Raw genomic sequence first — 12,444 nt, forward strand, 5'->3', positions numbered from 1 at the left:
CGTTGATGGCCCCCGGCCCGTGGTGTCCGAGGACCCAGCCGGTCCTTGGCCCCCGGCCCGTGGTGTCCGGGGACCGAGCCGGTCCTTGAACCGCTGCCCGTGGTGTCCGGGGACCGGCCGGCCCCCGGACACCACGGGCGCGGTCTCAGGGCTTGATGACCCAGGCGTCGCCCAGCGAGCGTTCGCCCGAGGAGTCGGACGGGCGGTTGATGACCCCGTCCCCGGCCGTGACCATCACGCTGGAGCCGCCGCCGTCCAGGTTGAGCGCCTCGCGCGCGCCGAGCTGGCGCATCAGGTCGGCGGTGTGCGCGATGCTCAGGCCCTCGCTGTAGCCCGCCTGGCGGCCGTCGACGACGACCAGCATCAGCCGGCCCTGGTCGTCGACGCCCATCATGGAGCGCGGGTTGGAGCGGTTGGTCCAGTCGTAGGTGAACGACTGGTCGGCGCCGGAGCGGATGATGCCGTCGGCCATGGCGTTCACCGAGACCTTGCCGTGGCGCACCAGGGTCGGCCCCACCTGCATGATCGTGGTGTCCGGGGTGAGGGGGACCGGGCGGCCGTAGCTGTCGTTGACGCGGGTGGTGACGCCGAGCCGGTCGCCGACGCGGACGTGGTCGACCAGCCAGTCGGCGGTGTCGCCGATGGCCTGGAGGGTGGAGCCGCCGGGCGGCACCGTGGCGCCGCGCGAGGAGTTGAGCGCCACCACCTCCTGGTCCTTGTCCAGGACGACCTCCGCGCCCGCGCCGGTGGGCGGCGCGCCCCACTCGGGGGTGAACTGGACGAGCTCGCTCGGGTCGGTGCACTCGAAGTCGTGCTGCGGCTTCTCGGTCGGGGTGTCGCCGCCGACCCCGCCGCAGTTCCACACGTCGCCGGGGATGCGGTTGACGCCGTCGATCTCCTCGATGGCGCCGCGCGGGGTGCGCAGGGTGAGGTGGGCGGTCAGGGCGTCCACCCGGACGTCACGGCCGCCGTCGGTGAGCAGGATCGCGCCCCGGCCCTGGGTCGCCGAGGCGAGCACCTTGCCGTCCCGGACGAAGAGTCCGCCGGGCGCGTCGTTGTAGAACCACTGGCCGTTGATGCCCGCCAGCGCGTTGGCGTCCTTGATGAGCTCGGTGGCCGGCTCGGTCCCGTGCAGGGTGGGGCCGAACTCGGTGCCCACGTTCCCCTTGAACCGGCTGAAGTCGACTCTGAGGACGAAGACCTTCTGCGGCGCCTTGAGGTCGGTGCCGTCCTGCGCGGTGTAGCGGGTGTCGCCGGTGAACCCGGCGGCCTTCACCTTGGCCAGCTGCGCGGTCGCGTCGGCCCGCTCCGCGTAGCCGCCGACCCGGACCGTCCAGCCGAGGGTGCCGGCCGGGAGGTCGGCGTACGCGGGGGAGCGGACCTCTTCGACGCGCGGCACGAAGCCCTGCTGCCGCAGGGCGTCCGCGACCCGGTCGGCGGTCGCCCGGGGACCGAGCTCCAGCGCGGCCTTGCCGAGCGGGCCGGAGGGGTCCGCGGGCAGATAGACGTGGACGGTCCAGAAGTCGTCGGCGTTCTTCTTGCCGAAGGTCAGCGTGGAGAGCGTGACCCCCGGAGCCAGGCTCCGGTTGACCGGCGGCGCGGTCATCGGCAGGGTCGGCGGGAGCGGCTTGGCGGAGTTGAGGACGGGGCGGAGGGCGCCGTGGGGGGCGGCCTCGGCGGTCGGCATGGCGACCGCGGCTGTCAGGGCGACGGCGGCTGACAGCGCGGCGGCGAGGGTGGTTCGGCGCATGTGGCTTCCTTCGGGGGTGGGAAGGTGCGTCGAAAATTAGATGGTGTGGACATGACTTGTGCTGATACGTCACACGCTGCCCACGTGAAGTGACTCTCACTGATGGGTGAACGAGGCCGCGGGCCAGAAGTAGTTGGCCCGATCGAAGGTCAAGTCCCGTGGCCGCGACGGCCGCTGTGCCCGCCACCGGGGTATTCGTCCCACGCCCGGACCTCGCTTCCGATCCGACGGTCCATCAGTTATTTCGTCCGATTTATAACGGAGGCGGACGGATCTTCCGTACGAATCGCCGTCGGCTGCGCCGTGCTGTCCCCCGGTCGGCTGTCGTCCGCCGGGCCCCCGGCCGGGGGCCCGGCGGGCTCGCCGTGCGGGGACGGCCCCGACCGGGCAGCCTGGAGAGCGCAGAGCTGTCACGTGCGCGACCGGGCAGGAGGTGTCCGCATGCCCGACCGGGCCGCGCCCGGCCCGCCGGCCGACCGGGCGCCCCCGCACCAGGCCGTGCTCACCCGGGTGCTGACCGGGATGCTGGACGACGTCCAGGCCCACTCCGGCGCCGTCTACATCCTTGACCGCGGCGAGAACGTGCTGGTCATGACGGCGATGGCCGGGCTGCCCCGGGTCTTCGCCGCGCCCTGGGAACGGGTGGCGGTGGCCTCCCCGATCCCGGTCGCCGACGCGGTCCGCGAGCGCCGGGTGGTCTGGGTCGGCGGCGAGGAGGAGATGGCCGGGCGCTACCCCCGGATCGCGGTGGTGCTGCCGTATCCGTTCGCCCTGGCCGCGTTCCCGGTGGCGACCGCGGACGCCGTCCACGGGGCGGTGTACGTCACCTGGCCCGGCTCGCACCCGCCGGACCTCTCCCGCCACGAGCGGGAGAGGCTCACCGCGGGCTGCGACCGGCTGGCCGAGTACATGGAGTGGGCGGCGGCGCGCGGGCGCCCGGTACGGCCCGAACCCACCGCGCGCGCCCCCGAGCCGCTCGCGGGCGACCCCGCCGAGGCGAGCCGGATGGCCGCGCGCGTCCCGTACGGGCTGTGCGCCCTGGACCTGGACGGGCGCGTCACCTACGCCAACGGGGCCTGCGGCGATCTGCTCGGCGTCCCGGTGGCCCGGCTCGTGGGCACCACGCCCTGGGCCACCCTGCCCTGGCTGAACGACCCGATGTACGAGGACCGCTACCGGGCGGCGCTGCTCAGCCAGCAGATCACCTCGTTCGTGGCGCTGCGCCCGCCCGGCGACTGGCTCTCCTTCCGGCTCTACCCCAGCACCACCGGGCTCACCGTGCGCATCACCCGGGCCCGGGCCTCGTCCCACCCGGGCCGCCCGCCGCGGGACCCGGGCGAGGGCCCCGGCCGGCTGGTGACCATCTCGCACGTGCTCAGCCTGGCCAGCGCCCTCACCGAGGCGGTGGGGGTGCGCGATGTGATCGACCTGGTCGCCGACGAGATCATGCCCGCCGTCGGCAGCCGCACCCTGGTGATGCTGGGCTCCTCCGCCGGGCGGCTGCACGTCCTGGGCCAGCGCGGCTACGAGGACCCCTCGCTCATCGAGCGCTTCGACGGGATGCCGCTGAGCGCCCAGACCCCGGGCGCCCGTGCGCTGCTCGGCGGCGTACCGGCGTTCTTCGAGTCGCGCCCGCAGCTGGAGCGGGTCTACCCGGCGCGCTACGCCACCCCCGACGGCATGGCCGCCTGGGCCTATCTGCCGCTGATCGCCTCCGGCCGGCCCGTGGGGACCTGCGTCCTCGGCTACGCCGAGCCGCACGCCTTCACCGCCGAGGAGCGCGCGGTGCTGACCAGCGTGGGCGGGCTGATCGCCCAGGCCCTGGAGCGGGCCCGCCTCTACGACGCCAAGCACCGGCTCGCCCACGGCCTCCAGGAGGCCCTGCTGCCGCACACCCTGCCGTCACTGCCCGGACTGGAGGTCGCCGCCCGCTATCTGCCCGGCACCCAGGGCATGGACATCGGCGGCGACTTCTACGACCTGCTCCCGGTCGGCAGCGCCGCCGCCGCCGTCATCGGGGACGTCCAGGGCCACAACGTGACGGCGGCGGGCCTGATGGGCCAGGTCCGCACCGCCGTGCGCGCGTACACCGCGGTCGGCCAGACGCCCGGCCGGGTCATGGAGTCCACCAACCGGCTGCTGGTCGACCTCGCCGCCGAGCGCTTCGCCAGCTGCATCTACCTGCACTTGGACACCGGGCGCGGCCGGGCCCTGCTGGCCCGCGCCGGGCATCCGCAGCCGCTGCTGCGCGAGCCCGGCGGCGCGGTGCGCGCGCTCGACCTGGCGGGCGGGCCGCTGCTCGGCATCCAGGCGGACGCGGTCTATCCGACCACCGAGGTCCCGCTGCCGCCCGGCTCCGTCCTCGCGCTGTACACCGACGGGCTGATCGAGGTCGCGGGCGTCGATCTCGACGAGTCCCTGGCGGCGGTGGCCGACCGGCTCGCGGCCGTCGGCGACCGCCCGCTGGAGGCGGTCGCCGACCGTCTCGTACGCCATGTGCAGGAGACCCAGGGGCGCACCGACGACGTGGCGCTGCTGCTGCTCAGGCCCGGCTGAGCGGCGGGGGAGCGGTGCTCTCGCGCTCGATCAGCGCGGGCAGCGGCATCGGCACCGACCGGGCGGTGCCGCCGTCGAGCAGCGCGGTCAGCTCCCGCGCGGCCAGCCGTCCGAAGGCCACGGTGTCCCGGGACAGCGCCGTCAGCCAGGGATGGACCATCCGGCACAGCACCGAGTCCTCCCACGACACGATCGACACCTCGCCCGGCACCGAGAACCCGAGCCCCGCCGCCACGGCGGCGCCCGCGGCGGCCATCACGTCGTTGTCGTAGACCAGGGCGGTGGGCGGGGCGGCGGAGCCGAGCACCCGGCGGGTGACCGCCGCGCCCTCGGTGTCCGAGTAGTCGGTGGTCACCGAGCGGACCCCGGACAGCCCGCGCCGCCCGGCCTCGGCGCGCAGCGAGCGGATGCGGCGCTCGGTGTGGGCGAGCGAGGCGAGCCCGGCGATGTGCACGATCCGGCGGTGCCCCAGCTCGTACAGCCGTCCCACCACCGCGGCCATCGCGGCGGTGTCGTCGGCGCGCACCTGGGACAGGTGCGGATGCGCGTCGGGCAGCCCGCCGATGACGACGCCGGGCAGCCCCAGCTCGTCCAGCAGCTCCGGGCGCGGGTCGTCGGTGCGCGGGTCCACCACCAGGACGCCGTCCACCCGGTGCTCGGCCCACCAGCGCCGGTAGACCGCGCACTCGGCCCGCACGTCCTCCACCACCTGGAAGAGCAGACCGAGCTGACGGTCCGCCAGCACTTCCTGGACGCCGGAGATCAGCTGGAGGAAGAACGAGTCGACGCCCAGGGTCGCGGCCGGGCGGGCCACCACCAGGCCGACCGTCGCCGCGCCCTCGCCGGAGAGCGCCCGCGCCGCCCGGTTCGGCTGCCAGCCCAGCTGTTCGGCGACCCGGCGGACCCGGTCGCGGGTGACCTCCGAGACCCCGGGCCGGTCGTTGAGCGCGAACGAGACGGCGCTCTCGGACACCCCGGCCCGCTGGGCGATGTCCTTCATCGTCGGGCGGCGCGCGGGGGTGCGCCGGGGTGGAGTCGTGTCCTTGCCGGACGGCGGGCCCTGAGTCACCCGTGCCCCTTTCCCGGTGGATCCGGTCCGCGTGGATCCGGTCTGCTGCCGTGTGAATGCCCGAGTGTACTAATGCGCTTGAGTCGTTTGACTCTAAAGCGCATTAGTGGATCGCCGCAACCCTTCTGTTTCACCTCGCTGACCTGCAAGAACGTTCCTCAACTCGCCCCGGCTATTGACTTCTTGCCAAAACGCACACCAAAGTCTGCGTCCATGACCAGCCGGCACCGCGTCTTTCCGGGAGCACGTCCCGGGGTCCGGTGCGAGGCCGGCCGCCGCCATCCGCACGCCTGGTCCGAGCAAAGGAGCCGTTCACCGTGCGTACCTCACGCAGGGCACTCGCCGCTGCCGCCGTCCTCGCCGCCGTCCTGCCGCTGAGCGCCTGCTCCAGCGACTCCGACTCCGGTTCCTCCGACGCGTCCGGCAAGGTCGAAGGGAAGATCACCTTCCAGACCTGGAACCTCCAGGCGAACTTCAAGGACTACTTCAACGGGCTGATCGCCGACTTCCAGAAGAAGTACCCGGGCACCGAGGTGAAGTGGGTCGACCGGCCCGCCGAGGGGTACGCCGACAAGATCAGCGCCGACGCGGCCGGCGGCACCCTGCCCGACGTCGTCAACGTCTCGCCCGACCTGGTCGCCCCGCTGGCCAAGGCCGGTCTCGCGCTGGACCTCGACAAGGCGGCGGCCGACTACCGCAAGGAGTACCTGCCGGGCGCCTGGGACAGCCACCGGATACCGGGCACGCAGGGCACGTACGCCTTCCCCTGGTACCTCAACACCGGGCCGCTGTTCTACAACAAGCGCCTGTTCAAGGACGCCGGGCTGGACGCGGAGAAGCCCCCGAAGACGTACGAGGAGGTCTTCGCCGACGGGCTGAGCATGGCCCGGCAGAGCAACGGGAAGATCGCCACCTTCGCCAACGTCCCGACCGTCGAGGACTTCGGCCGCTACGGCGTCGAGCTGATGAACAAGAGCGGTGACGGCTTCGCGTTCAACGACGCCAAGGGGGTCGAACTGCTCACCAAGTACAAGGAGTTGTACGACGCCAAGGCGCTCGACCCGCAGGCGCTCACCGCCACCCCCGAGTCGGCGGGCCACAAGTTCCTCACCGAGTCGGTGTCCATGAACCCCGGCAGCGCCCTCGACCTCGCCAACTTCAAGAAGCAGGCCCCGACGCTCTACAAGAACATCGGGATCACCGACCAGATCTCCAGCACCGGCAAGGCCAACATGTACGTCATGGGCGTCATGGTGAACTCCAAGTCCAAGCAGAAGCCCGCGGCCGTCGCCTTCGCCCACTTCGTGACCGACGCGACCCACCAGATGGAGTTCGCCAAGAAGGTCGCCATCTTCCCCAGCACCGCGGGCTCGCTCGACGACCCGTACTTCACCAAGGAGGACGGCACCGACGAGACCCGGGTGCGGATCGCCGCCGCCAAGTCCCTGAAGACGGCGGTGAATTACACTCCGGTGCTGTTCAGCGAGCAGATGAAGACCGAGCTGCGCAACGAGGTGGCCAAGGCGCTCCAGGGCAAGGAGGGCCCCAAGGAAGCGCTTGACAACGCTGTCAAGGCGTGTGACCGGCTGCTGAAGCAGAGCTGAGCCCTCCATGACCAGCCCCACCGCCTCCCGCGCCGACGCGTCCGGCGCCACCGCGCCGGGCGCCGCGGCCCCGGCCCCCGACCGCGGCCCCGGCCGCCGGACCCGTACCGTCCGGCGCCATCTGCCCACCAGCCCCTGGCTGTTCGCGGCACCCGGACTGCTGATCGTCGGTGCGTTCAGCCTCTACCCCTTCGTCAGCACCGTGCTGAACTCCTTCACCGACCGCCGCACCCTGGTGCCCGGCCACTACGTGGGCCTGGCCAACTTCCGCGAGCTGTGGCACGACGACATGTTCTGGACCGGGCTGCGCAACAGCACGCTGTACGTGCTCGGCGTGGTCCCCGCCCTGGTCGTACTGCCGCTGCTGCTCGCGCTGCTGGTGCAGCGGCACATCCCCGGCATCGCCTTCTTCCGGGCCGCGTTCTACACCCCGGTCGTCGCCTCCATCGTGGTGGTCGGGCTGATCTGGGTGTGGATGCTCGACGACCGGGGGCTGATCAACTCGGTACTGGAGGCGGTGGGCGTCGGCAAGGTCGGCTTCCTCAGCGACCAGTGGCTGCTGCTCGGCAGCGCGATGGCCGTCACGGTCTGGAAGGGCCTCGGCTACTACATGATCATTTACTTGGCGGCGCTGGCCAACGTGCCGCGCGAACTCCACGAGGCCGCCGCCGTGGACGGGGCCGGGGCGGTGCGCCGCTTCTTCACCGTCACCGTCCCCGCCGTCCGCTCCACCATGGTCCTGGTCGCCGCGCTCTCCTCGGTCTCGGCCTTCAAGGTGTTCTCCGAGGTCTATCTGATGGCGGGCCCCAGCGGCGGCCCGGCGGGCGAGGACACCACCTTGGTGATGCTCGTCCAGCGCACCGGCACCGGCCTCACCGGCCGGGTCGGCTACGCCTCGGCGATCTCCGTGGTCGTCTTCGTCGTCACCGTCGCGCTGATGCTGCTCGTACTGCGCGCCGACCGCAAGGAGGACGCGTGAGCACCGCGACCGACGAAACCACCGGGAAGCCCGCCGCCGGGCGCCGCGCCGTGCGCAAGGGCGTCGTCGACGCCGAGGGCCGCCGCGTCCCCGGCCGGCAGCTCGTCCTGCGCTACGCCCTGCTCCTCGCGGTCCTGGCGCTCACCGTGGGCCCGTTCGTCTGGCAGCTGTCCACCTCGCTCAAGGGGCCGCAGGAGGACATCTTCAGCTCCCCGCCCCGGTTCCTGCCCGAGCACCCCACCTTCGGCAACTACACGCGCGTGGCCGACACCATCCCGGTCTGGGACTACGCCCTGAACTCGCTGAAGGTCGCCGCCGCCAACGTGGTCACCAACTGCGTCGGCGCCTCGCTCGCCGGATACGCGCTGGCCAGGCTCCGCTTCCGGGGCCGGCGCGCGGCCACCCTCGCGTTCATCCTGGCCATGCTGGTCCCCGTCGAGGGCATCATCATCGCCCAGTTCACCACCATGCGGGACCTCGGCCTCAACAACACCCTGATCGCCGTCCTGCTGCCGGGCTGCATCGGCGCCATGAACGTCCTGCTGATGCGCAACGCCTTCCTCAACCTGCCGTACGAGATCGAGGAAGCCGCCTACGTGGACGGCGCCAACGCCTGGCAGCGCTATCTGCGGATCGCCCTGCCCGCCGTCAAGGGCACCCTCGCCGTCGTCGCGATCTTCGCGTTCATGGGCGCCTGGGACGACTTCCTGTGGCCGCTGATCGTCCTCAGCGACCCGGACCGCTTCACCCTCACCATCGGCCTCAACTACCTGCACGGCACGTTCGCCAACGACGAGCGGCTGGTCGCCGCCGGAACGGTGATCGCCGTGGCCCCGCTCATCGTGCTCTTCGCCTGCCTGCAGCGTTACTTCTTCCGCGGCGTCGGCGAGGGCGCCGTCAAGGGCTGACCCACCGCTCCCCCCCCGCCGCGCTCCCGGCACGTCCACAGAACGGAACCGCATGCCTTCTGCCGTGCGCTTCGGCGCCAACTACACCCCCAGCCACGGCTGGTTCCACCACTGGCTCGACTTCGACCTGGACGAGGTGCGCGCCGACCTCGACTCCATCGCCGCGCTCGGCCTCGACCACATCCGGGTCTTCCCGGTGTGGCCGTACTTCCAGCCCAACCGCACCCTGATCCGCCCGCGCGCCGTGGAGCAGCTGGTCCAGCTCGTGGACGCGGCGGGCGAACGCGGCCTCGACGTCGGCGTCGACGGGCTCCAGGGCCATCTGTCCAGCTTCGACTTCCTGCCCGCCTGGACCCAGACCTGGCACCGCCGCAGCCTGTTCACCGACCCCCAGGTCGTCGACGGCCAGGCCGAACTGCTGCGCACCCTGGCCGCCGCGCTCGCCGAGCGGCCCAACTTCCTCGGGATGACGCTCGGCAACGAGTTCAACCAGTTCGCGGCCGGGCCGCACCCCGACCCCGACCGGATCACCCCCGCCCAGGCCGACCGCTGGCTGGGGCGGCTGCTCGCCGCGTGCGAGGAGGGCGCGCCCGGACTGCCCCATGTGCACGCCGGGTACGACGCCGCCTGGTACCAGGACGACCAGCCCTTCACCCCCGCGCAGGCCGCCCGGCGCGGCGCCATGACCAGCGTGCACTCCTGGGTGTTCAACGGCACGGCCCAGGCGCACGGACGCACGGGCACGGCCACCGAGCACCACGCCGCCTACCTCATCGAGCTGTCCAAGGCGTGGGCCGACGACCCCGGTCGGCCGGTGTGGCTCCAGGAGGTCGGCGCGCCCGCGCCGCTGATCCCCGCCGAGCACGCGGCGGCCTTCACCGAGGCGACCGTGGCGGCGGCGCTGGACTGCCCGGACGTGTGGGGCGTGACGTGGTGGTGCTCCCACGACGTCGACCGCTCGCTGGCCGACTTCCCCGAACTGGAGTACAGCCTCGGCCTGTTGACCAGCGGCCGGCGGATCAAACCGGCGGGCGCGGCGGTGGCCCGGCTCGCCGAGGCGTGGCGGGGGCGCGAGCACCGGCCCGCGCCCCGTACGACCGCGCTCGTCGTCGATGTCGGCGACGAGGAGATGGCGCCCCGGCGGTCGGTGTGCGCGCCCGGGGGACCCGTGTTCGAGGCGTTCGCACGCCTCACCGCGGACGGGGTCCGGCCCACGACCGTGCTGGCCGGCCGGGCGGCGGACAAGGAGCACCTGGCCCTGCGGGGGATCACCGAAGTGGTGGAACCGAGTGCGGTGAGCTCGGGCGCTCGGACGGGTGGGTGAGGTGGTGTGCCCGAGCGGGCCGGTGAGTCCGGGTGCCCGCCCCTGCCCCCGCCCCTGAGCAGGCACGTTTCCGCCCCGTCCAGCCATGAGCAGGCACGTTTCCGCCCCGTCCAGCCCCCAGCAGGGGCGTTTCAGCCCCGCCCGGTGGAGGGGCCCCGATCCGAAACGGAGCGAATCTGTGAGTCCGTATTCCTCTCGTCATTCCTCTCGTCCCTCCCGGCGCGCCGTCGTCCTGGCGGGCGCGGCGGCCGGTGCCGGTGTCGTGGTGGCGGCCGGGGGTGCCCGGGCCGCCTCCCGGGGCGGGCCGGGGGCCCGTGACCTCCAGCCGTACGCCTCCTACTGGTATCCCGACTCCCCACCCGCCGGAACACCCGGGCCGGGGATCACCTGGCGCAGCCTGGCGGCATGGCGGGCCGAGGACGACGAGGACCTCGCCTTCAACGCCGCCACCGTGCCGCTGGCCGCCCGCTTCACACCCGTGCCGGTGAACACGACCGCGCGTTCGGGCCGGGCCCGCATCCAGTCGCTGGTCTCCTTCGACCACACCGCGGGCAACCCCTCCCAGGGCGCGGCCACCGCCGACTACTACGCCCTCACCCACTGGGCCTACCTCGACGAGCTGGTCTTCTGGGGCGGTTCGGCGGGGGAGGGGCTGATCCTGGCGCCCAACGCCCCCGTCGTGGACGCCGCCCACCGCAACGGCGTGCCGGTCCTCGGCACCGTCTTCCTGCCGCCCACGGCCTGGGGCGGCGAACTGCGCTGGACCCGCGACCTGGTGCGGCGCGACGCGCTCGGCCGCTTCCCGCTCGCCGCCCGACTCGTCGAGGTCGCCACCGCGTACGGCTTCGACGGATGGTTCCTCAACTGCGAGACCGACGGCGGCGACGCGGCGCTCGGCGCCGAGGTGCTCGCCTTCGTCAGGGCGCTCAAGGCCCGCAGCGCCGCGGCCGGGCTCCGGCTGACCTGGTACGACGCGATGACCGTCGGCGGACAGGTGGGCTGGCAGGGCCAACTGGACGAGCAGAACCAGGACTTCTTCCGCAGCGCCGACTCGATGTTCGTGGACTTCCGCTGGACGCGCCCGGGCCTGGCGTCCTCCGCCGAGCGGGCGCGCCGCCTCGGCCGCGGTCCGTACGAGCTGTGGGCGGGCGTCGACGTCGAGGCGCGCGGCTGGAACAGCCCGGTGGACTGGGACGCCATCGTCCCGCGCGACGGCGACCACGTCGTCTCCTACGGGTTCTACCGGCCCGAGTGGACCCGCAACCAGCTGCCCGCCGGGCGCACCCCGGGCCAGTTCCACGCGGCCGACGACCGGTTCTGGACCGGCGGCTCGCTCGACCCCGCGCAGCCCGACACCGACGGCTGGCGCGCCCCGGCGACCGTCGTCGCCGACCGCTCCACCGTGGACCGGCTGCCGTTCGCCTGCTCCTTCAACACCGGGCACGGGCTGCGCTGGTACGACGGGGGCCGGGTGACCTCCCCGGACGAGTGGAACCACCTCGGCCTCCAGGACCGGCTGCCCGGCCGCCGCTGGGTGGTGCGCACCGAGGGCCGCCGGCCCGCCGTGACCCTGGACTTCGCGGACGCCTGGCGCGGCGGCTCCAGCCTGCTGGTCGACGGCGACTTCGACGCCCCGGCCACCGTCGGCCTCCACGCCACCCGGCTGCCGCTGACCAGGTCCACGGTCGTGGAGCTCACCCACCGCGCCGACGCGGGCACGGTGACCGTGGAACTCGCGGTCGCCCTGCGCGAGCCCGCCCGGCCCGGCGACCCCGTCCCGTACACCTACCTGCCCGCGGGCACCCTGCGGGCGGGCGGCGCTGGGTGGACCACCGCGACCCTGCGCACCCACCAGCTGTCCGGCACCGTCCACGCCCTCGGCGTGCGCCTCACCGCGCAGGGGCGCGCCAGCTGGCGGCTCGGCGCGCTCGCGGTGCGCGACGGCGCCCGACCGGTCCCGTCCGCGCCCACCGCCCCGCGCGTCACCGCCGCCGCGACCGGGCCGGGGGGCACCGCGCTGCGCCTGGCCTGGCGGCGGGCGCACGGCCCGGTGCGCCACTACGAGCTGCACCGGGTGCTGCCCGACCAAAGCCGCCGCTTCCTCGGGGGAACGTGCGGGAATGCCTTCTTCGTTCCCGCGGTGAAGCCGGAAGGAGCGGAACCGGCGGCCCGGTTGGAGATCCGGGCCGTGGACGAGATCTACACGGCCTCCCGCCCGGCCACCGTCCTCCACCCCTGGTAGTACCGCACCCCG

Annotated in this window: 8 protein-coding genes; 6 read left to right on the forward strand and 2 right to left on the reverse strand. The window is 73.3% G+C overall.

All coding sequences use genetic code 11. The features are described from left to right. Positions 1–145: 145 nt before the first annotated feature. Complete coding sequence (locus AB5J87_RS31400) at positions 146–1,750, reverse strand: phosphodiester glycosidase family protein (RefSeq protein WP_369381574.1); 1,605 nt, start codon at positions 1,748–1,750, stop codon at positions 146–148. 441 nt (positions 1,751–2,191) lie between these two features. On the opposite strand from AB5J87_RS31400, the gene AB5J87_RS31405 reads away from it, so the two are divergent. Further along, entirely contained in the window at positions 2,192–4,306 is a 2,115-nt protein-coding gene (locus AB5J87_RS31405) for a SpoIIE family protein phosphatase (RefSeq protein ID WP_369381576.1), read from the forward strand. Here AB5J87_RS31405 and AB5J87_RS31410 read toward each other — a convergent pair. Further along, complete coding sequence (locus tag AB5J87_RS31410; protein WP_369383726.1) at positions 4,293–5,306, reverse strand: LacI family DNA-binding transcriptional regulator; 1,014 nt, start codon at positions 5,304–5,306, stop codon at positions 4,293–4,295. The genes AB5J87_RS31405 and AB5J87_RS31410 overlap by 14 nt on opposite strands. Before the next feature lie 386 nt (positions 5,307–5,692). Here AB5J87_RS31410 and AB5J87_RS31415 point away from each other — a divergent pair, with 386 nt between their 5' ends. The 5 genes from AB5J87_RS31415 (at position 5,693) to AB5J87_RS31435 (ending at position 12,432) form a co-directional block, all read left to right on the forward strand. Continuing rightward, positions 5,693–6,979 carry an ABC transporter substrate-binding protein gene (locus AB5J87_RS31415; RefSeq protein WP_369381578.1) on the forward strand — a complete coding sequence of 429 codons (1,287 nt, stop codon included), beginning with the start codon at positions 5,693–5,695 and terminating at the stop codon, positions 6,977–6,979. A gap of 7 nt (positions 6,980–6,986) precedes the next feature. After that, complete coding sequence (locus tag AB5J87_RS31420; RefSeq protein WP_369381581.1) at positions 6,987–7,958, forward strand: carbohydrate ABC transporter permease; 972 nt, start codon at positions 6,987–6,989, stop codon at positions 7,956–7,958. A 50-nt stretch (positions 7,959–8,008) separates the two neighbouring features. Continuing rightward, a complete protein-coding gene (locus AB5J87_RS31425) occupies positions 8,009–8,866 on the forward strand; it encodes a carbohydrate ABC transporter permease (protein WP_369383727.1) in 858 nt (285 codons plus the stop codon). A 52-nt stretch (positions 8,867–8,918) separates the two neighbouring features. Further along, positions 8,919–10,190 carry a glycosyl hydrolase gene (locus AB5J87_RS31430; RefSeq protein WP_369381583.1) on the forward strand — a complete coding sequence of 424 codons (1,272 nt, stop codon included), beginning with the start codon at positions 8,919–8,921 and terminating at the stop codon, positions 10,188–10,190. 178 nt (positions 10,191–10,368) lie between these two features. Next, positions 10,369–12,432 carry an endo-beta-N-acetylglucosaminidase gene (locus AB5J87_RS31435; RefSeq protein WP_369381586.1) on the forward strand — a complete coding sequence of 688 codons (2,064 nt, stop codon included), beginning with the start codon at positions 10,369–10,371 and terminating at the stop codon, positions 12,430–12,432. Positions 12,433–12,444 lie beyond the last annotated feature (12 nt).

This window comes from Streptomyces sp. cg36, from assembly GCF_041080675.1.
Classification (GTDB): domain Bacteria; phylum Actinomycetota; class Actinomycetes; order Streptomycetales; family Streptomycetaceae; genus Streptomyces.